Origin of the sequence: Sulfitobacter sediminivivens (assembly GCF_042611115.2) — a bacterium.
In the GTDB taxonomy this organism is placed as follows: domain Bacteria; phylum Pseudomonadota; class Alphaproteobacteria; order Rhodobacterales; family Rhodobacteraceae; genus Sulfitobacter; species Sulfitobacter sediminivivens.
Map to the genome: position 1 here is coordinate 396,227 of NZ_JBHGAR020000001.1, position 18,252 is coordinate 414,478.

Annotated in this window: 22 protein-coding genes; 5 read left to right on the forward strand and 17 right to left on the reverse strand. The window is 55.1% G+C overall.

Annotated elements, in window-relative coordinates; all coding sequences use genetic code 11:
• Positions 1–79: 79 nt before the first annotated feature.
• The 6 genes from ACEWL3_RS01855 to mbfA form a co-directional block, all read right to left on the reverse strand.
• Complete coding sequence (locus ACEWL3_RS01855) at positions 80–1,000, reverse strand: ornithine cyclodeaminase family protein (protein WP_386177332.1); 921 nt, start codon at positions 998–1,000, stop codon at positions 80–82.
• Entirely contained in the window at positions 997–1,617 is a 621-nt protein-coding gene (locus ACEWL3_RS01860; RefSeq protein ID WP_386177333.1) for an HAD family hydrolase, read from the reverse strand. The genes ACEWL3_RS01855 and ACEWL3_RS01860 overlap by 4 nt, the downstream gene beginning before the upstream one ends.
• Positions 1,618–1,666: 49 nt before the next feature.
• Positions 1,667–2,137, reverse strand: coding sequence for a YaiI/YqxD family protein (locus ACEWL3_RS01865; protein ID WP_386177334.1), 471 nt, complete (start codon positions 2,135–2,137; stop codon positions 1,667–1,669).
• A 71-nt stretch (positions 2,138–2,208) separates the two neighbouring features.
• The gene (fghA, locus tag ACEWL3_RS01870; protein WP_386177335.1) at positions 2,209–3,042 is read right to left on the reverse strand and encodes an S-formylglutathione hydrolase; all 834 of its coding nucleotides are present in this window, start codon (positions 3,040–3,042) and stop codon (positions 2,209–2,211) included.
• A 71-nt stretch (positions 3,043–3,113) separates the two neighbouring features.
• Positions 3,114–4,043 carry an AEC family transporter gene (locus ACEWL3_RS01875; RefSeq protein WP_386177336.1) on the reverse strand — a complete coding sequence of 310 codons (930 nt, stop codon included), beginning with the start codon at positions 4,041–4,043 and terminating at the stop codon, positions 3,114–3,116.
• A gap of 76 nt (positions 4,044–4,119) precedes the next feature.
• Positions 4,120–5,094, reverse strand: coding sequence for an iron exporter MbfA (gene mbfA / locus ACEWL3_RS01880; RefSeq protein ID WP_386177337.1), 975 nt, complete (start codon positions 5,092–5,094; stop codon positions 4,120–4,122).
• Between the two features lie 140 nt (positions 5,095–5,234).
• On the opposite strand from mbfA, the gene ACEWL3_RS01885 reads away from it, so the two are divergent.
• Both ACEWL3_RS01885 and ACEWL3_RS01890 read left to right on the forward strand, forming a co-directional pair.
• A complete protein-coding gene (locus tag ACEWL3_RS01885; protein ID WP_114876946.1) occupies positions 5,235–5,852 on the forward strand; it encodes a TetR/AcrR family transcriptional regulator in 618 nt (205 codons plus the stop codon).
• A gap of 260 nt (positions 5,853–6,112) precedes the next feature.
• Entirely contained in the window at positions 6,113–6,388 is a 276-nt protein-coding gene (locus ACEWL3_RS01890) for an I78 family peptidase inhibitor (protein ID WP_386177338.1), read from the forward strand.
• Here the strand turns inward: ACEWL3_RS01890 and paaK are convergent.
• Both paaK and paaI read right to left on the reverse strand, forming a co-directional pair.
• Complete coding sequence (paaK, locus tag ACEWL3_RS01895) at positions 6,385–7,695, reverse strand: phenylacetate--CoA ligase PaaK (protein ID WP_386177339.1); 1,311 nt, start codon at positions 7,693–7,695, stop codon at positions 6,385–6,387. The genes ACEWL3_RS01890 and paaK overlap by 4 nt on opposite strands.
• Before the next feature lie 5 nt (positions 7,696–7,700).
• Positions 7,701–8,132, reverse strand: a complete 432-nt coding sequence (paaI, locus tag ACEWL3_RS01900) for a hydroxyphenylacetyl-CoA thioesterase PaaI (RefSeq protein ID WP_386177340.1) — start codon at positions 8,130–8,132, stop codon at positions 7,701–7,703.
• 115 nt (positions 8,133–8,247) lie between these two features.
• Here paaI and ACEWL3_RS01905 point away from each other — a divergent pair, with 115 nt between their 5' ends.
• A complete protein-coding gene (locus ACEWL3_RS01905; protein WP_386177341.1) occupies positions 8,248–8,595 on the forward strand; it encodes a DUF2794 domain-containing protein in 348 nt (115 codons plus the stop codon).
• A 78-nt stretch (positions 8,596–8,673) separates the two neighbouring features.
• Here ACEWL3_RS01905 and ACEWL3_RS01910 read toward each other — a convergent pair whose 3' ends face one another.
• From ACEWL3_RS01910 to ACEWL3_RS01920, 3 genes are all read right to left on the reverse strand, one after another.
• The gene (locus tag ACEWL3_RS01910; protein WP_386177342.1) at positions 8,674–9,447 is read right to left on the reverse strand and encodes a C40 family peptidase; all 774 of its coding nucleotides are present in this window, start codon (positions 9,445–9,447) and stop codon (positions 8,674–8,676) included.
• On the reverse strand, positions 9,444–10,826 hold the full coding sequence (locus ACEWL3_RS01915) for a leucyl aminopeptidase family protein (protein ID WP_386177343.1): 1,383 nt from the start codon (positions 10,824–10,826) through the stop codon (positions 9,444–9,446). The genes ACEWL3_RS01910 and ACEWL3_RS01915 overlap by 4 nt, the downstream gene beginning before the upstream one ends.
• Before the next feature lie 66 nt (positions 10,827–10,892).
• Positions 10,893–11,270 (reverse strand): hypothetical protein, encoded by a 378-nt coding sequence (locus ACEWL3_RS01920; RefSeq protein WP_386177344.1) that lies wholly within the window; start codon positions 11,268–11,270, stop codon positions 10,893–10,895.
• Between the two features lie 150 nt (positions 11,271–11,420).
• Between ACEWL3_RS01920 and ACEWL3_RS01925 the strand changes: the two genes are divergently transcribed.
• Complete coding sequence (locus tag ACEWL3_RS01925) at positions 11,421–12,071, forward strand: carbonic anhydrase (RefSeq protein WP_386177345.1); 651 nt, start codon at positions 11,421–11,423, stop codon at positions 12,069–12,071.
• 232 nt (positions 12,072–12,303) lie between these two features.
• On the opposite strand, the gene ACEWL3_RS01930 is transcribed toward ACEWL3_RS01925, so the two are convergent.
• The 6 genes from ACEWL3_RS01930 to ACEWL3_RS01955 all read right to left on the reverse strand — a co-directional run bounded on the left by ACEWL3_RS01930 (position 12,304) and on the right by ACEWL3_RS01955 (position 17,518).
• Positions 12,304–12,495, reverse strand: coding sequence for a hypothetical protein (locus tag ACEWL3_RS01930; RefSeq protein WP_386177346.1), 192 nt, complete (start codon positions 12,493–12,495; stop codon positions 12,304–12,306).
• Between the two features lie 742 nt (positions 12,496–13,237).
• Positions 13,238–14,260 carry an aspartate-semialdehyde dehydrogenase gene (locus ACEWL3_RS01935; RefSeq protein ID WP_386177347.1) on the reverse strand — a complete coding sequence of 341 codons (1,023 nt, stop codon included), beginning with the start codon at positions 14,258–14,260 and terminating at the stop codon, positions 13,238–13,240.
• A gap of 79 nt (positions 14,261–14,339) precedes the next feature.
• Complete coding sequence (locus tag ACEWL3_RS01940) at positions 14,340–15,515, reverse strand: MFS transporter (RefSeq protein ID WP_386177348.1); 1,176 nt, start codon at positions 15,513–15,515, stop codon at positions 14,340–14,342.
• On the reverse strand, positions 15,512–16,288 hold the full coding sequence (locus tag ACEWL3_RS01945) for an aldolase/citrate lyase family protein (RefSeq protein ID WP_386177349.1): 777 nt from the start codon (positions 16,286–16,288) through the stop codon (positions 15,512–15,514). The genes ACEWL3_RS01940 and ACEWL3_RS01945 overlap by 4 nt, the downstream gene beginning before the upstream one ends.
• Positions 16,289–16,551: 263 nt before the next feature.
• Positions 16,552–17,226 carry a winged helix-turn-helix domain-containing protein gene (locus tag ACEWL3_RS01950; RefSeq protein ID WP_386177898.1) on the reverse strand — a complete coding sequence of 225 codons (675 nt, stop codon included), beginning with the start codon at positions 17,224–17,226 and terminating at the stop codon, positions 16,552–16,554.
• 1 nt (position 17,227) lies between these two features.
• Complete coding sequence (locus ACEWL3_RS01955) at positions 17,228–17,518, reverse strand: hypothetical protein (protein ID WP_386177350.1); 291 nt, start codon at positions 17,516–17,518, stop codon at positions 17,228–17,230.
• 179 nt (positions 17,519–17,697) lie between these two features.
• On the opposite strand from ACEWL3_RS01955, the gene ACEWL3_RS01960 reads away from it, so the two are divergent.
• Positions 17,698–18,207 (forward strand): hypothetical protein, encoded by a 510-nt coding sequence (locus tag ACEWL3_RS01960; RefSeq protein WP_386177351.1) that lies wholly within the window; start codon positions 17,698–17,700, stop codon positions 18,205–18,207.
• Positions 18,208–18,252 lie beyond the last annotated feature (45 nt).

The window sequence follows — 18,252 nt, forward strand, 5'->3', positions numbered from 1 at the left end:
GCGGCACCACCATGCCCTGCCGGTCGAAATCCAACTTTACGCAATCGCTCCTTCGTTCTGAGTTGCGGCAGCGCCCCGATCATCCGAGCCCTTTCCAACGGTTAAGGATGTAGCGGCTTGTCATCAGATCCAGATGTGCGCCACCTCCATTTTTAAAGAGGGTGATCTCGTCGTGTGAATTGCGCTTGAACTGATCAAGAGCATAGTAATCCGCAACCAGCGTGTCTTTGGTGATGACACCAGCCTCAATGGGAATCTTAATCTCCCCGATATGGCCAATTGTCGTGTCATAACTGTCCACAAACACGCGGGCTCGCAACAGCGCTTCGTTGTCCACCTCGCGCATGTCGGGGCGGTACGCACCGATTAGATCAAGGTGCTGACCCGGCTTTAGCCACGCACCCTTGATGAGTGGTTCGGTTGACATGGTGGCGCTGGTAATCACGTCCGCGGACCGAACGGCGGCCTCAAGGTCATCGGCTACACGCAGACCCGGCAATTCGGCGGCCATCACATCGGCATTGGTGCGGGTGCGGTTCCAGACGGTGAAATTGGCAGCCGGAAACGCGGCTGAATAGGCCGCATGCAATGCACGCCCTTGGTTGCCAGCGCCAACGATCAGGATTTCCCGGCTGTCTGGCCGTGCAAGGCGGCGGGCCGCAAGCAGGCTGTCACCGGCAGTTTTCCATTTGGTCACAAGGTGAAAATCGACAATCGCCTCCAGCGTGCCATCAGCATCTGCATATAGGTTCAGACCGCCATTGATCATCGGTGTGCCATGGGCGGGATTGTCGGGAAAAATGGTGGCTGATTTCACGGCGATGCCTAAGCCATCAATCCACGCTGCCCGGCTCAGCAATGTATCCTTGCCGCGGTACAAAAAGGTATCGCCAATTTCAGCACGGGGCAGGGCGTGACCCGCTGCCAGCGCATCGGTCAGGCCGATCCAGTCCAGCACCGCTTCGCCAGCTTCAAAGGGGATGAAGGGGATATCGCTCATGTCGCCTGCTCCTGGGTCAGCAGGCCCGCGTCGACCAACCTGTTCGCCCATCCCGCAGGCCCATCAAACAAATGAGTTTGCCAGCCACGTGCCGCTGCCCCAGCAATGTTGTCGGCCCGGTCATCGGTGAAAAGCAGGGCCTCGGGTGCAATGCCGCTGCTCTCTTCCAAAGTCTTGTATATAAGAGGGTTGGGTTTGATCATACGCATGTGTCCTGAGATGAAGTCACGGTCAAAATCGCGCAGAAAGGGATAGTGCGTGGCCGCGAGATCATAGGTTTCGATGCCAAAATTGGTCAGCGAAAAAACCGGCACTCCGCGCGCCTGAAGCGCTTTCATCAAGCGCACGGAATGATCAATGGCCGGGGTGGCCATGTCGGCCCAGCAATCGTGCCACATCCGGATTTCGGCGCGCCATTCCGGGTATTGCTCTGCAGCTTCATAGACAACTTCGCGAATATTCTCGCCCAAATCAACGCGGTCGTTCATTGCGTGCAGATCAACTGCGGCGAACATTGCGTGGCGTTTTTCCGGGCCAATGGCCTTGTCATAGAAACGCTCCGGTTGCCATTCGATCAGGACGTTACCGATGTCGAAAACGACAGCTTGAGGCACCATGTTCTATCCTTTTGTGTTGCAGCGGAAATCTTTCAGAGGACCGGTGCGATTAACTTTTGGGGGAAATGCTTACACGCGCGGCAGCGCGTAATTCACGCTCCAATGCTTCTAGAAAGCGCGAGCGGTCGGTCTTGGTAAATCCCTTACCCCCTCCCTGGCGAAACGGATCAGCGGCACGCAGATCGGTCATCAGATCACGTGTTGCCAGCACATTGCCAATATTTGCCTCCGTCAGCGCCTCACCATTGTGTTTCAGCACCCGTGCGCCGGCCTCAACACAGCGTGCGGCAAGCGGGATGTCCCCCGTCACAACCACGTCGCCGGGGCCGCACCGCTCAGCAATCCAGATATCTGCGACGTCCGGTCCATCGGGTACGATCACCATCTCCACATACGGATTTTGCGAGGGCCGCAGACCGCCGTTGGACACCACGAACATTCGAATTTGATGGCGGGTCGCCACGCGCTCGGCTTCACCCTTTACCGGGCAGGCATCGGCATCAATATACAGTGCGGTCATCTGTCTTTCTTCTAGGTTGTGGGTCTCTTGACCGTGTTCCGTACGAAATAACCCACGGTCCCCCGCTGAATTCAACCTGCATAAAGCGCATCGGCATGGAACGCGATGTGATCTTCCATAAAGGTGGACACAAAGAAATAGCTGTGGTCATAGCCCGGTTGCATCCGAAAAATGGCCTGCTGACGACGCGTGGCAATGGCGGCGGCCAAGGCTTCTGGCCTTAACAGGTCAAGAAATTGATCCTGCGCGCCCTGATCGATCAGGATGGGTCCGTCGAACCCTTTTTCTTGCATCAGAACTGTCGCATCATTCTTGCCCCAGTCTTTTTCATTGCTGCCGACATATGCACCGAGCTGCTTGCGACCCCAATCGCTTTTGCTTGGGTTTGCGATCGGCGCAAAGGCTGAGACAGACAGGAATCGCCCGGGCAGGGTCATTGCCAAAACCAGCGCGCCATGCCCACCCATCGAATGGCCGGTAATGGCCTGCCTTGTTATATCAACCGCGAAGTTTCCGGCCAGCAGACTTGGCAATTCTTCGGCAATGTAATCCCGCATTTGAAAATGTGGTGCCCAGGGATCTTGGGTTGCGTTCACGTAAAACCCGGCACCTTTGCCCAGATCATAGGCCTCGTCGTCAGCAACGTCTTCGCCGCGCGGTGATGTGTCTGGAAAGACCAGTGCAATTCCGTGTTCAGCCGCCCAAGCCTGTGCACCTGCCTTTGTCATCGCGTTTTCATGCGTGCACGTCAGGCCAGAAAGATACCAGAGCACCGGAACGGGCCCGTCTTTGGCCTCTTCAGGTAGGAAAACGGCAAATGTCATCTCGCAGTTGCAGGTAGCAGAGGCATGTGAATAAACACCTTGGGTTCCGCCAAAGCATGCATTTTCAGAGAGCGTTTTCATGGGCTGGTCCTTTATGTCGATCTGTTCTGGCTTGAGGCGGGTGGCGGACGGTATTTGAAAAAGGGTGAAGATCAGGTTCCGGTCACCCAGGCAACAACTAAGCTGACTGTAACGATGCTGAGCGCGGTGGACACCAAAATTGCGGCGGACACCCGTTGCGGTGCGACACCGTAATGCTGAGCGAGGATATAGACATTGCCGGCGACAGGCAGGGCAGCAGCCGAAATGATCACGCCTGCCTTGAAAGGATCAACCTCGAACACGAAAAGTGCGGCAAAACCGACAAACAACGGATGCAGAACCAGCTTACAAAAGCTGAGCCAGCCCGCGATGTACAACCGTTCGGCGGATTTTGTGGCCAGCGACGCGCCAATGGCAAAAAGAGCGCCGGGCGTTGCGGCCCCGCCGAGAATTGCCAGAAAATCATTCATTGGGGCCGGGATCGGTATCGACATGCCGGACCATGCAAATCCAAGGACGATGGCCACGATCATCGGGTTTTTGATAAGCCCGAGGCCGATCGTGCGCAACATTCTCAGGCTAAACTGACCGTCGCGCGCGCCTGTAATCAAGATCACGATGAGACTTGAAAACACCACAAGATCGACAGCAAGGGCTAACAGAACCGGGCCAATCGCTTCTGGCCCCAGCAACAAGGTCAGCATGGGAACACCCAGGAATCCAGTATTGCCGATGGCCGCACATTGCGCCTCTATCGCGACCGTCGGAACGTCCAGCCGCCGCAAGAACCCAACGATTGTCGCGATGCCATAGACAAATGTGGTGCCCCACAGGTACGCCACAACAAGGCGCGTGTCCCAGACCTCTGCCAATGACAGATTTGCTGAAAACCGAAACAGCATTGCGGACAGGGCAAAGTAGAACACAAATTTTGTCAGATACGCCGTTGCTTCGGCACTGAAGAACCGCGTGCGTCCGGCCCAATAGCCCAGCCCGATCAGTGCAAAGAAGGGTAGCGTTTTCAGGAAGATCGCGAGCATGGACAAAGACCTACCCCAGCAAAGCTGGTGCGCGCAAGGTACTGGTAGAGGCCAGCAGACGCGAAATGGCGTACCGCTAGCCTGACCCGATCAAGACACCAGCAGCAAACACCAGTGCACCACCCAGCACCACTTGCAAAGCCGCGCGGAAAAAGGGGGTGTCCATATATTTGTTTTGTATCCACGCGATGGCCCAAAGCTCAATGAACACCACAACAAAAGCTGTCGTCGTGGCGGTCCAGAAGTCGGGGATCAGATATGGAAGGGCGTGGCCCAACCCCCCAACTGTCGTCATGATGCCAGACGCAAAGCCGCGTTTCCAAGGCGATCCACGGCCAGACAGTTCGCCATCGTCCGAGGCCGCTTCGGTAAATCCCATAGAAATGCCTGCACCGACCGATGCGGCCAGGCCAACGAGGAATGTTGTCCAGGTGTCTTGTGTGGCAAACGCCGTGGCAAAGATCGGTGCAAGCGTTGAGACGGACCCATCCATCAATCCGGCCAACCCGGGCTGCACCCATGTCAGAATGAATTGCCGATGCGCGCGGGCGTCTTCGTCTTTGACCGTATGGTCGTCCAGATGTCTGGACGTCAGATCATCAGCGGCGATCTGATGCCCGGCCTCGGCGACGGCCAGATCCCCCAGCAATTTACGGGTATCGGCGTCAGTTGTCCGAGCTGCGGCGGCAAGATAAAACCGCTCGGCATCTTGCTCCATCGCGGTTGCCTCCGCTCGGATGCGGTCGAGGCCCAAGTTTTCAATCAACCAAACCGGACGCCGCGCATAATAGCCTGACACATGTTCGCGGCGGATCAATGGGATCACATCACCGAACCGTTTCTGGTGCAGATTGATCAAGCGCTGTCGATGGGTATCTTCTTCGGCTGCCATGCCGTCGAAAACCGCAGAGCTATCAGGATATTCGCCACGCAATCTTTCGGCGTAGCCCCGGTAAATGCTTGCGTCGTCTTCTTCAGAAGAGATCGCCAGGGCTAGCACTTCTTGCTCTGATAAATCTTTGAAACGCTTACGGCTCCGAGAAAAACCCATGACATGTCCTTTGCTTGCTTAGAATGATTCTAATCAAATACCTCAGAAACAACAACTGGGATTGCCTGAGGTAAAGTCAAATAGACCTTGGAACTAAACGATTCGGTTTATAAAGTGTCCTTCCAACAGCCGGAGTCGTGATGACAGCCATAGACCACCATATCCGCAAGGGCCGCAAATTTGATCAGGTGCTTGCCGGCGCACGGACTGTTTTCATGGCAGATGGGTTTGAGGGTGCAAGCGTAGACGAGATCGCGCGCGTGGCGGCCGTGTCAAAAGCGACCCTGTACAGCTACTTTCCGGATAAAAGGTTGCTGTTCATGGAAGTGGCCAACGCCGAATGCCAACGTCAATCGCGCGAAGCGATGGACAGCATTGATATGGATGGTCCACCTCGTGAAGTGTTGATGCAAACGGGTCTGCATTTTCTGGGGTTCATCACATCGACGTTTGGTCAGCAGGTATTCCGCATCTGCGTGGCTGAATCGGATCGCTTTCCGGAGCTTGGTCAACGCTTCTACAATTCTGGGCCTGCGGTGATGCGGGCCGAGATGGCAAAGTATTTTGGCATGGCTCAGGCGCGCGGAGAATTGAAAATCGACGATGCCATTTTGGCAGCCGATCAATTTGGTGAGCTTTGCAAGGCAGATATCTGGCCTCGGCTCATTTTCGGGGTCAGCAGGTCGGTGACCCACTGCGAAATGGTGCGAGTGGTGAACGGTGCGGTTGAAACCTTTATGGCAAGGTATGGTGCGTGAGCCGCCTGGATTTGCTGTGATGAAGGCGGCGAATTGATCCGGATGCAGCATAATGCAATGGTAAGCGGCCCCAAGTAAAACTGCAGGTTGGAGAACCCTTTGGGCCAACGCGCTAGGCAATATCCCGGTCATCTGAGAAGGTGTGCTTCTCACCGCTCACTCCAAAAAACCCTCTGAATCCAAAGACCACTATGGATGAGTGTAAGTAGCGGAATGCATGCTACTAACGAAAGGCGACACCAAATCGAAGAGGACGGCTCATGCGATGTTTGTTTTTCAGCCTGCTGATATTGGCGGGATGTGGGGGCGTTGCGACCAACAACACGGCAAGCAAAAGCGGGTCAGCCGGGCCTGATACCTGTAACGCGGCCGCCTATGAGGGGATCATTGGTCAAGAGGCGGTGACAGCACTGGCCGTGCCAGACCCCAAACGCGAATACCGCATCGGACAGCCCGTTACATCGGACTACGTTGCAAATCGGGTCAACATCAAACTGGACGAGACAGATGTCATTGTCGCCATTGATTGTGGCTAGGTCTTGGGGCGTCTGTCCAGGATCCGGACGGCTTTGCCCTCGGATCGCTCAACGCCACCCACATCGGAAACCTCGACCTTCACACTGATCCCGACCGATTGCTTGATACGTGCTGACAATGTCTTGGCGGCGGCATCGCGCATGTCCACCGAAACCGATGCATCGGCGCATTCGCAAAAGACCCGCATCTGATCCATGCGGCCGGGACGGCTTAGTTCGATCTGAAAGTGTGGCGCAAGCCCATCTGTTGCCATCAACGCCTCTTCAATCTGGGTGGGGAACACGTTGACGCCACGCAAGATGATCATGTCATCACTGCGCCCGGTCACCTTTTCCATTCGGCGCATGGACCGAGCGGTTCCAGCCAATAGACGCGTCAGATCACGGGTGCGATAACGGATGACCGGGAACGCCTGTTTGGTCAAGGATGTAAAAACCAACTCACCCATTTGACCATCTGCCACCGGTTCTCCGGTTTCGGGGTGGATGATCTCTGGAAAAAAGTGGTCTTCCCAAATGTGCAGGCCGTCTTTTGTTTCTACACATTCCATTGACACACCGGGTCCCATCACCTCGCTTAACCCATAGATATCAACCGCATGCATATCGAATGCCTGCTCAATTTCCAGCCGCATCGCGTTGGTCCAGGGTTCTGCACCGAATATCCCAACCTCAAGCGATGAAGCGCGTGGATCAATGCCCTGGGCCGCGAATTCATCCAAGATAGACAGGGCGTAAGAAGGCGTGACGGTGATGCCCTTTGGCTTGAAATCGTCGATCAGACGGACTTGGCGCGGCGTCATGCCGCCCGAGATCGGATAGGTCGTCAGCCCCAGCGCATCCGCGCCCAAATGAATGCCCAGGCCACCGGTAAACAGCCCGTACCCATAGGCGTTGTGCAGCATGTTGCCCGGACGCATGCCCGCCGCGCGCAAAGACCGGGCAACGACGCTTGCCCAATTTGTAAGATCATCCGCCGTATATCCTACAACAGTTGGCTGACCTGTGGTGCCCGAGGACGCATGAATGCGTGCAACCTGTTCGCGCGGCACGGCAAACATCCCAAAAGGATAATTGTCCCGCAGGTCTGTTTTCACGGTAAAAGGAAACTTGGCCAGATCGGACAGATCGTGCAGATCATCAGGATGCACACCTGCCGCATCAAAGCTGGATTTGTAGAACGGCACATTGTCATAGGCATGCCGCAGCGACCATTTCATGCGTTCAAGTTGCAGCGCAGAAATTTCGTCGCGGCTGGCGATTTCAATTGGATCAAGGGTGTTCTTGTGGGGTGTCAGGTCTTTCATATTTATCAGCCCTCTTCTGGAAAATGCTGGCCCTTTACACTGCGCGACAGGCCCCGAAAAAGCGCGACCGTGCGGCCATCTTCGCCCGTGACCGTGACATCATAAGTGCCGGAGCGGCCAGATTTAGAAACCTCCGCCGCTGTTGCGGTCAGCATTTCCCCCAATTTCCCCGGCGTCAGATAGGTTATCTGGTTCTGCTGCGCGACCGTCACCTGATTGTAGGTGTTGCAGGCAAAAGCAAATGCGCTGTCAGCAAGCGTAAAGATAAACCCACCGTGGCAGATGCCATGGCCGTTCAACATGTCCGGCCTGACCTGCATTCTCAGCACCGCTTGGCCGGGATTGATCGTTTTGATGCTCATGCCCAGACCCATCGACGCCGCATCATTCGCAAACATGACATCAGCGCATTTTTTGGCACGTGTTTCAGGGGTCATACGGGGGCCTTTGTGTTTCAGCTTCATGGATACTTACAGTATTGTGTAACACATTCAATATTTATGATTTACTCTAAGTCTTGATTTGCGGATGGAACGGCGCAACTGTCAAATCATGACACTACATATCCCGCCACTGAATGGCCCGATTGAACGCCCACCAGAGCAGATTGCGTTTCACCGTACTGAGCTTTCAGTCATCTTATCGCTTTATGGGCGCATGGTCGCGGCGGGCGAATGGCGTGACTATGGCATATCTTGTTTGCGTGAGGTTGCCGTTTTCTCCGTTTTCAGGCGGACAGCCGAAATCCCGCTGTATCGGATCGAAAAACGGCCCAAATTGAAGGCAAAACAAGGGATGTATGCGGTTGTCGGCACCGGTGGTCTGGTCATGCGGCGGGGGCATGACCTGAAATCTGTTTTGCGTGTGTTGGAACGTAAATTGATCCGGGCAGTCGAATAACGTTCTGGCCAAATGTCGCGATGGCGGCGACAATTGCGCAGGGGTATTTTGGGTCCCTTTGAACGGTGTCTTGGCAAGTCATAACCGACGATGCGCCGTAACGGGACCGTCCCCTTGTTCGCTGATCCTTTTGATGGCGGTAGTGATCGGTTCATAGGTGACGGACATTGTGTACGCATTTGCATGGATGAGCGTATCCGCATCGACGACCAGCGCCACGTGCCCTTTCCAAAATATCAGATCGTTCCGCTGATAAGGGCCTGTCGCGGCGGCTCCGATCTCTTGTTGTTGATCGCTATCACCGGGACAGGGGATGGCGCAGGCCAAAAGGGCCGCTTGGACGAGCCCGGAACAATCAATTCCCCTTCTGCTGTTGCCGCCCCAAAGATAGGGCGTTCCCAGAAAGAGCGCTGCGACGGTGGCGGGGTCTGTGCCATAGGCATCAATCTCAGCTAAATGGGGTAATGGCACAAAACCAGCGTCGATCTGTGCAAACTTTTCTGTCTTGCCCGTGACCTGCAACTGGCTGCCGAAACTTAGGTCCAAAAGGTTGGGTGATTTGAAATCTGGCCGTTCATAAATGTGGGTGGCGGGTGCAGTCACTTTGTGGCTTGGCCGCAGCAAAGCACCCAAAGTGGATGATCTTATGTGGCCACAATAGCCGTCTTTGGCCGCCTGCACGTAGCACCACCCATCACGAGTGTTGAGCACCACGACGCTGTCACCGAAAATCAACTGCCGGTCGCGTGGCCCATCGGGAATGCCGCAAAGATCGGACACCGCGACCACAATCTGCGCTGGATCGCGTTGCGTGATTTGCGCAGGATCAGGTGTGGTGCGCTGGTCGCTCATAATTTTAACAGCGGACCGAGCGCCGCATAAAGCGCCCGCGTTGCCTGACCCACGCCCCCTTTTGGCCGGGCAGGTGCGTCGCTGGGTTGCCAACCGAACATATCAAAATGGGCATAGGGGCTGTCCGTAACAAATCGGCGCAGGAACAATGCGGCGGTGATACACCCCGCAAAACCGCCCTTGGGCGCGTTGTCCAAATCCGCGATACCGGGTTCGATCATTGTCTCATATGGGGCATGAAAGGGCAGCCGCCAAACAGGGTCTGCATGCTGCGTGGCCGCATCCTCAAGTAACCGAACAAATCCCGGATCGTCGCTGAAGTAAGGGACAAGATCGGGCCCGACAGCCACGCGTGCAGCTCCGGTCAGCGTCGCCATCGAAATGATCTGATCTGGCTTTTCCTCGTCTGCAAACGCCAGCGCATCCGCCAACACCAACCGCCCTTCTGCATCGGTGTTGTTAATCTCAACACTCAGGCCCTTGCGCGACGTCAGGATATCTTGTGGACGAAATGCATTGCCGGCTACTGCATTTTCGACCGCTGGGATCAGAACCCGCAATTGCAGTTTCAGGCCTGTGGCCATGATCATGTGCGCCAGCCCGAGAACTGCCGCTGCACCGCCCATGTCCTTTTTCATCAACCCCATCGACGCGTTGGGTTTCAGGTTCAGCCCCCCGGTATCAAAACAAACGCCCTTGCCAACCAGCGTCAGCTTTGGCCCCGCTTTGCCCCAACGCATGTCGATCAACCGAGGTGCGCGGTCGGCAGCGCGGCCCACAGTGTGAATCATTGGGAAATTCTGGGCCAACAGGTCGTCGCCCATAGTCACATGAACTGAGGCACCTTGTCGATCCGCCAAATCGCGTGCGGCTTGTTCAAGGTCTGGTGGGCCCATGTCGGAAGCTGGCGTGTTAATTAGATCACGGGTCAGGATCTCACCCGCGACCAAAGCCTCAATCAGAGCCGCGTCAATATCCTCAGGGGCAACCAGACCTGCGACCAGTCCAGTTTGTTTGCGGTAGCGGTCAAACCGGTAACCGGACAAAAGCCAGCCCAAGGCCTCGTTCGCCATTTGGTCTTCGGGCAAACCACCAATGATGCGATAGTCGCCCTCAGGCAGTTTTATCGCTGCCGCCGCAAGCGCAAACCGGCCGCGCCGGCGCGATGCCTCGGTTCCGTATCCTGCAAGCGCAAGTGCTGGCATTCCGGCACGATCGCTGACGGTCAAAGCCTGACCCAAACCGCCCGTGAAACCATGTGCATTCGCCCAGGATTTGATGGTCGCCGGTTGGTCACCCAACCACTCTTCCAAAGCGTCTTCGGCAATCACTTGCAATGGAATTGCGGCATCAGAGGAAGGTGCAAAGGTTGCAGGCATGTTCGGCCTTTCAGGCTGGCGGGGTTATTTGCATAGCCTAGCCTTTCCTGAGATGCTCGCAAGCCGTCAGATTTTCAAGTCTTGCGTATCCCAAATGGTGGTCAGGGATTTTTCGCCAATCCGCAGCAACCGCGACAGCGTGGCGGCAAGGCCGTTGGTATCGCCAGCGTCAATGCATCGCGTGACGTCCCCCGCAACCTGAGCCAGCTTTTGCATGCCGATTTGATCTGCGATTGCGATCAAAGACCGTGTATTTTTGCGTAAATCTGACCAGTTTTGTTCGCGGTATAGCCGGTCACACTGTGACATCCTGAGTGCAAGTTCCTCAAGTGCGCGGCAAACGATGTCCTCGGCGCTTGCTTCTCCCAATTGCGAGTAAAGCGCGCCCAGACGTTCCTGATCGAGGCTCACTTGTTCCAATGGTCTAATTTGCAGTACCTGCATTGTCTCTCACCCCATAATCAGCCCCCACGGCAGATTTGCACTATGGCCGGAACAAGTATTCAAATGATTGAAGCACAAATGCATTTTCCCTCGAATTGTCGCAGAATTTGCGATATCGCATGGGCAATAGAGTGAAGGGACGGGGCCGAAATGAACAAGGCAAAGCCACTGCCAGCGTACTTGCTGCAGCGCTATCATGGGTGGAAGGCAACCGGATACGCCGACAATCAATCATGGTATCGCAGATTGGCCGCCGAGGGTCAGCGGCCCCGTGCGATGGTGATCTCTTGCTGTGACAGCCGCGTTCATGTGACGTCGATTTTCGGCGCGGATCAGGGCGAATTTTTTATCCACCGCAACATTGCCAACCTTGTGCCGCCCTATCAGCCCGATGGCGATCACCACGGCACGTCTGCCGCCGTTGAATATGCCGTGCGGGTCCTCAAAGTGGCCCATCTGATTGTCCTTGGGCATTCCAATTGCGGTGGGGTGCAGGGGTGCATTGACATGTGCCAAGGCAAAGCGCCCGAGCTTGAGGCAAAGGACAGCTTTGTCGGTCGTTGGATGGATATTCTGCGGCCAAAGTACGAGGCCGTTGCAGACATCAAAGATGCCAATGACCAGCTGCGGCAACTTGAAAAGCACGCGGTGATGATATCCCTCGAAAACCTGATGACGTTCCCTTGGATCGACGAACTGGTGCAGGCCGGCGATCTGAGCCTGCATGGCCTGTGGACCGATATTGGCGAGGGTGGGTTGGAATATTACAGCCCCGAGACAAAGATGTTTCAATCTGTCTGAAATCAGGCTGAATGGGTCGGCTGACCATCAGGTTGGCGCATTCTCTGTCGGCAGGGCAACGAATTAGGACGGATTTGCGAGTATGATCCGTCCTGATCCAAAGCGGGCCGACGGACTTTGGGAATGGGAAGGGCCGCTGCCATTGCCCATCCCATTCCGACTTGGCAAAACAGGGGGCCAAGCCTTTTCTATTTCGGCGGGACCGCGATACATGATCATGATCCCCAGCTGACTATGCTGCGCGGCGCTCTTCAAAGCGGTACACTCTGACAGACCTAAAGACCGGCTTGGTGGCCATCTTTTCGCGCATGGACCGAAGGCAAAGAACTTGGCCTTCGCTTTGGCTCACCTGCTTTTTAAGGCGAAGGGTTTCAAGAGCTGCGGTACGGTTCTGGCGGGCTGTTTCATAGAGTGAAGTGTTCATTGGGTTCTCCTAAAGAATTTTGATTGTGAGAGAGGGAGGAATCAGGCGAGGTTTCCGCGCTGCGCCAAGACGGATGTGATGAAGAAAACTCCGTTCGGGGTTCGAAGGGCCCGTGGCGTTGTCTTCCATTCCATAAGAGACACGACATTGTCGGATAATTTCTGAATAACTGCACGCTTGCGATTATTGGTACACTTTTTGAAAGAGATGACGTTGTTCACAGTTTTTCCTTCCTAGCAGCAGGCGAATTCGCCTTGTTTTTAAGTGCAACCATCCCCATGGCTACGTATTTTCCTCCGCGCTGAGGCATTCGCAAGAATGCCATCTGACGCCGAAAAATCTCCATCCGCTAGCTGCTGGGGGTGAAAGGTGTACGGGCTGGATGACGCTTGTCCTCCAATTGATTAATGGGAGGACTTGCCCGAACTCACTCACCAAACCAACTACCGAATACCTACTCATGATTGAATTGAAATCTGGCGGGAATCGTTCATTCTTGTGTCTAGAATTTGTTGAATCACAATTTTGACACGGGATTGTCGCCGAGTTAGCCAATTTATAACATGTCGATGCCAAGATTTATATTGGTTTGGAAACAATCGTTTTTGCATGACGTACGCAGATTAACGAATCGTTAAGCGATTCTCGGAGGCGGCGCGGACGGGTTTTGAAAAAAAACAAAAAAATGCCGCTTCCGATCGTTGGGATCAAAAGCGGCACGCTCAGATAACCGGTGTCAGGTTTACCCCTTTTTCAGCACTTCGCGTCCCAGCAGTTCGGCAATCTGAACGGCATTCAGCGCGGCACCCTTGCGAAGATTGTCGCTGACACACCACAGGTTCAGGCCGTTGTCGATGGTGCTGTCTTGGCGAATGCGACTGATGAATGTGGCGAAATCTCCGACGCATTCAACTGGCGTGACATAGCCACCATCTTCACGCTTGTCGATTACCATGACACCGGGTGCCGTGCGCAGGATCTCGCGGGCCTCTTCCTCGTCCAGATGGTCCTCAAACTCAATGTTGATCGCTTCCGAATGGCCTACGAAGACCGGCACACGCACGCAGGTTGCAGTAACCTTGATCGATTTATCCACGATCTTCTTTGTCTCTGCCACCATCTTCCACTCTTCCTTGGTGGATCCGTCTTCCAAGAACACGTCGATGTGCGGGATCACATTGAAAGCGATCTGCTTGGTGAATTTTCTTGGTGGCTTGTTGTCGACCGGATTATAGATCGACTTGGTTTGATCCCAAAGCTCGTCAATCCCCTCCTTGCCTGCACCGGATACCGATTGATAGGTGCTGACCACCACACGCTTGATCGTTGCACGATCATGCAGGGGCTTAAGAGCAACAACCATCTGCGCGGTTGAACAGTTGGGGTTGGCGATGATATTTTTCTTTGAATACCCATGCACCGCCTCCGGATTCACTTCCGGCACAATCAGCGGTACATCGGGGTCGTAGCGATAAAGCGACGAGTTGTCGATTACAACGCAACCAGCTTTGGCCGCGGAAGGCGCGTATTTCTTGGTCGCCTCAGAGCCGACTGCGAACAATGCAATGTCCCAGCCTTTGAAATCAAATGTATCAAGATCCTTTGTTTTGAGTGTCTTATCGCCAAAGCTAACCTCGGAACCCATGGATTTTCGGCTGGCCAAGGCCACGATCTCGTCCACGGGGAACTGGCGTTCAGCCAGAATATTCAGCATTTCGCGCCCCACATTGCCAGTGGCACCAACGATAGCGATGCGATAACCCATCTGATTTCTCCAAAATTGATGTGTGATGGTCGCTGCCCTTTAGCGCGCTTGCGCACCAAGGGAAAGGGCTGGGGACGTGTTAGTTGGGGCTGTCACTGCTGAAAAGATAAATTACCAAACCAACAGCCAGAGAGATGGCAAACAGCATGAACACCGCAACAAAGGGGGCTGACGCGGTCGCGGCGGGAACTGCGCTGCTGAACACGTTCCCTGACAGGAACTGTAAAAGGCCGACGCCCCCGATGCTGAAGAGATTGAGCATGGTCACACCTCGGCCGATCAGATGTGGCGGCAGAAAGCTGCGACCATGGGCCATGATCACCGGATAGGTTGCCCCGAAAAAGCCAATCGCGCACATCATCGTAATGGACAGTCCGGCCGATTGGGAGGGGGTGATGATCAGAACCACTGCTGCGATCAGAGCAGCGAAAGAGCCGCCTGCAATCATCCATTTGCGTGACCGCAGTGCCTTATCCAGTGGTCCATAAGCCAATGTCCCTGCAATCATCGCAAGTCCCATGATGAGTGTCGCACGCCCGATCGTGGCGGTATCTGCGCCAAATACATCCGCAAGGTAGGGGCCAATCCAAAGGCCGCGCACTGCAATGGAAATCGCATAGCTGACACCGATCAGAGGAAAAATGAACCACAACGCCCGCAGGCGAAACAACTCAGCCAACGATCCCTTGGTCTCGCCGATGATTCTGATGGGGTCCTTGACCAGAACAAGCGTCCCAAGCGCCACACATGCCGAAACACCGCCCAATGCCCATAAGGAAGCGCGCCAGCCAATCGTTTCGGCGGCAAGCGCCATCGGATAGGAGGCGACCAGGTTTCCGACGCTGCCCAGCCCCACCATAAGCGATGCCAAGACGGCGAATTGTGCAGGTGGATGATCGCGCGCAAAGATGTAATACGAGGCCATCAGAACCGGAGAACAACCCACACCAATCAACGCCATTGCGATGTCGATGTGCGCGGGGGATGTTGCCAGCGCAAAGACTGCCGCACCACCACAGCCGCCCGCCAGCAAGAGCCACCCTGCGGTGCGCCGCGGGCCGACGGTATCAAGCGCCCAACCAACTGGAATCTGCATCGCAGCAAATGCCAAAAACCACATGCCAGAGGCAAACGCCAAGTCATCCGGCGTTGCCCCGACATCGCGTTCAAGAACGGGGGCGAGCACTGCAAGGAAGACACGAAAGAACTGGCTAAGGACATAAGCCAGCCCCAGAAGGAAGATACCTGCGTTCATGTGTTGGACCCCACCCATTTTTCAGCAAGACGTCGCGCCGCTTGGCCGAGCAGCAGACTGTCCGCGCCAACGGCAACAAACCTTGCGCCTGCCTTCAAAGCATTTTGTGTCATTTCATCGTCGGTCGATAGGATGCCCGCTGCCTTGCCAGCAGCGGAGATGCGGCGCAGCGCATCCATAATCTTGTTCTGCACATCCGGATGTAATGAATTGCCCATATGCCCCATATCAGCGGCCAGATCGGCAGGGCCGATAAACACACCGTCAATCCCGTCAATCGCCAAGATCGCGTCCAAAGCGGCGAGCCCTTTCAGGCTTTCGACCTGAACCAGCAGGCACACCTGTTCATCTGCCGTGGTGCCGTAATCGGCGATCTGGGCAAAGGCAGAAGCGCGGGTCAGCGCATAGCCAACGCCACGATCCCCATGCGGCGGAAAGGTAACATCACGCACCAGCTGGCGCGCCTGAGCGGCGCAGTCGACCATCGGCACCAGAACGGTTTGCGCACCGGCATCCAAAACCTGTTTTATCAGGTAAGTCTCGCCTTTGGGCACACGGACAATTGCGTGACTTGGGCTGGCTTCAAGGACTTGCAGCTGAGCCAGAATGGTACGCAGGTCATTTGGTGCATGTTCGCCATCAATGACCAGCCAGTCGAAACCAGCGGTCCCCATCAATTCAGCACTAAAGGTATCGGCAAGACCGAGCCAGCATCCAAAAACAGTTTTGCCCGCGCGCAGTGCTATCTTGAAGGGATTGATTGGTGCGGGCATCTGCGTGATCCTCGGTCTGATTGTCGGCGCACCCTAGACATGGATATTGTGAATTGACCAGAGGGGTGCCATCGCTTTGCGCGTCGAACGGTGTGGAACCGTCGCAGCCGCAAGGGGGCTGTGAACCGCGCTTGCAAAAAGAGCCAGATTGACGGTGATGCGCTGAACCAACTTCTGTTCAAGGGCACAAATGGGCAAGTTGGCACCTGTTTGTGATCTGGGATGAGAGTATTTGAAGAACAATGAAGCATCATCCGCGTAAATCAGATGACTTTGATCACGTCCTTGTCGATGGCCAACATGTAGCCACGCCGTGCTATATTCTTGACGAGCAGTTCTGCAACTATTTGGTTTCCAAGCGTATCGCGCAGGCGCTTGATACGCGTAGCCCCGGCTGCTTCGTCACAATCAGATGCGTTTCGTCCGGAAATGACGCCTTCGATTTCGGACCCGGACATAACTTCATCATCCATCCGTGCCTCAGCCAGCACCGACATGGTTTCCATGGCGGCGGCGGTCAATTTGAAACCAAGGTTATTGAGGTAAACAGTGTTTTCTTCGCGACTGATCAGCAGGGAGTTTACCTGAATGCCGGCGCGTTCAATCTGTGCCATGCGGCGGTTGAAGCCGATCAGCAAGACCAAGAACACCATGGCGGCAATCAGCATGGCCGTAGCGAACAATAAAAGTACCACAATCACAACGCGGTAGCTGGCGAGGGTGTCTGAAAACGCCGTGCCGGACTGTGCGAGAATTTCCAGTAATTTGATCTCTGCACCAGTATTCAGGTCGTCATTTTCAATGAAAATACGTTCTACCTGAGCGTTAAAGACATTGGCGTCCGGCAAGGCCCAGAACAAGACCACGATACCGATCAGAAGAACGGCGACAATGGCAGCGATGCCACCACCCACAAACCGGCCACCAACGCGGCGCATCTTAGAAGCGGAGGTAGTTTGGTCCTGCACTGTCTCTCCTTTGTGCCAAGCCTTCGTCGCCGAACACCGAAACGATATTCAGCAATTTCCAACCCTGCTTGGCAAGGCGTTCCGCCAATTCGGTCTGTGCAGAAGCTGCATCGCAGGCACCCATCAATTGCGCAACACCGTAATGCAGACGCAACGGATTGTCCTGCTTTGCCTTATAATCGGCATAGCAATTGGCTGCTGTGGCCGGCAGCGCCAAGCCAACAACAAGTGCCGTCAAAAGGGAAAGCATAATGTTTTTCATAGGCGGTGTTTTGCGCTTTTGCCGCTGGTTATTCAATATCCAAAAGCACTTGGCGTGGCTGCTATTGGATAACATGGCAGTGTTATTGCCTGTCTGAGCACCAAAACACAGATTGATCCCATGACGACCACAAAGCGCCCTTCACGATGTCAGGTGCCACACTTTGAAAGGATCAAACCATGTACCGCAAATTCATTGCTACTGTTGCAGCCGCGTCGATCGCCATTACTGCACTTGGTTCGAACCCGGCATATGCAGATGACAGAGATGTTGCCCGGGCATTGGCCGCGATATTGGGCATCGCTGTTGTCGGAAAGATCATTCACGACAACAATAAGAAAAAGGAACGCGTAGTAACGCGCCGTCACGCCTCGCCGGTTTATACAGCGCCGCACCGTTACAACCAGCCGCAGGTGCAGCAGCGCCGTTACAACCAGCACATCCAGCCCCGTCCTCTGCCCAGACACGTCCGCAACGACAAATTGCTGCCAAGCCAATGCTTTCGTAGTTTTGATACCCGCAGCGGCCCGGTCCGGATGTTCGGCAACCGCTGTCTTCAGAATAATTTCCGCCACGCAAACCGTTTGCCACAGCACTGCAAAGTACGGGTGAAAACCTACAACGGGAAACGTACAGGGTATCAGGCCCGGTGCTTGCGCGACGCGGGATACCGATTGGCGCGCGGGTAATCCCGTCGCCGATCCGGGCAACACGTCCCTGTTGCCCGGACCGGA

Bases quoted from the DNA above. Each gene is read 5' to 3' on its own strand.
- ACEWL3_RS01940 (WP_386177348.1), bottom strand. From the start codon at position 15,515: ATGAACGCAGGTATCTTCCTTCTGGGGCTGGCTTATGTCCTTAGCCAG.
- ACEWL3_RS01920 (WP_386177344.1), bottom strand. From the start codon at position 11,270: ATGCAGGTACTGCAAATTAGACCATTGGAACAAGTGAGCCTCGATCAG.
- ACEWL3_RS01935 (WP_386177347.1), bottom strand. From the start codon at position 14,260: ATGGGTTATCGCATCGCTATCGTTGGTGCCACTGGCAATGTGGGGCGC.
- paaK (WP_386177339.1), bottom strand. From the start codon at position 7,695: ATGAAAGACCTGACACCCCACAAGAACACCCTTGATCCAATTGAAATC.
- ACEWL3_RS01955 (WP_386177350.1), bottom strand. From the start codon at position 17,518: ATGAAAAACATTATGCTTTCCCTTTTGACGGCACTTGTTGTTGGCTTG.
- ACEWL3_RS01885 (WP_114876946.1), top strand. From the start codon at position 5,235: ATGACAGCCATAGACCACCATATCCGCAAGGGCCGCAAATTTGATCAG.
- ACEWL3_RS01945 (WP_386177349.1), bottom strand. From the start codon at position 16,288: ATGCCCGCACCAATCAATCCCTTCAAGATAGCACTGCGCGCGGGCAAA.
- ACEWL3_RS01875 (WP_386177336.1), bottom strand. From the start codon at position 4,043: ATGCTCGCGATCTTCCTGAAAACGCTACCCTTCTTTGCACTGATCGGG.
- ACEWL3_RS01905 (WP_386177341.1), top strand. From the start codon at position 8,248: ATGACACTACATATCCCGCCACTGAATGGCCCGATTGAACGCCCACCA.
- ACEWL3_RS01855 (WP_386177332.1), bottom strand. From the start codon at position 1,000: ATGAGCGATATCCCCTTCATCCCCTTTGAAGCTGGCGAAGCGGTGCTG.
- ACEWL3_RS01960 (WP_386177351.1), top strand. From the start codon at position 17,698: ATGTACCGCAAATTCATTGCTACTGTTGCAGCCGCGTCGATCGCCATT.
- paaI (WP_386177340.1), bottom strand. From the start codon at position 8,132: ATGACCCCTGAAACACGTGCCAAAAAATGCGCTGATGTCATGTTTGCG.
- mbfA (WP_386177337.1), bottom strand. From the start codon at position 5,094: ATGGGTTTTTCTCGGAGCCGTAAGCGTTTCAAAGATTTATCAGAGCAA.
- ACEWL3_RS01910 (WP_386177342.1), bottom strand. From the start codon at position 9,447: ATGAGCGACCAGCGCACCACACCTGATCCTGCGCAAATCACGCAACGC.
- ACEWL3_RS01860 (WP_386177333.1), bottom strand. From the start codon at position 1,617: ATGGTGCCTCAAGCTGTCGTTTTCGACATCGGTAACGTCCTGATCGAA.
- ACEWL3_RS01890 (WP_386177338.1), top strand. From the start codon at position 6,113: ATGCGATGTTTGTTTTTCAGCCTGCTGATATTGGCGGGATGTGGGGGC.
- fghA (WP_386177335.1), bottom strand. From the start codon at position 3,042: ATGAAAACGCTCTCTGAAAATGCATGCTTTGGCGGAACCCAAGGTGTT.
- ACEWL3_RS01915 (WP_386177343.1), bottom strand. From the start codon at position 10,826: ATGCCTGCAACCTTTGCACCTTCCTCTGATGCCGCAATTCCATTGCAA.
- ACEWL3_RS01950 (WP_386177898.1), bottom strand. From the start codon at position 17,226: ATGCGCCGCGTTGGTGGCCGGTTTGTGGGTGGTGGCATCGCTGCCATT.
- ACEWL3_RS01925 (WP_386177345.1), top strand. From the start codon at position 11,421: ATGAACAAGGCAAAGCCACTGCCAGCGTACTTGCTGCAGCGCTATCAT.
- ACEWL3_RS01865 (WP_386177334.1), bottom strand. From the start codon at position 2,137: ATGACCGCACTGTATATTGATGCCGATGCCTGCCCGGTAAAGGGTGAA.
- ACEWL3_RS01930 (WP_386177346.1), bottom strand. From the start codon at position 12,495: ATGAACACTTCACTCTATGAAACAGCCCGCCAGAACCGTACCGCAGCT.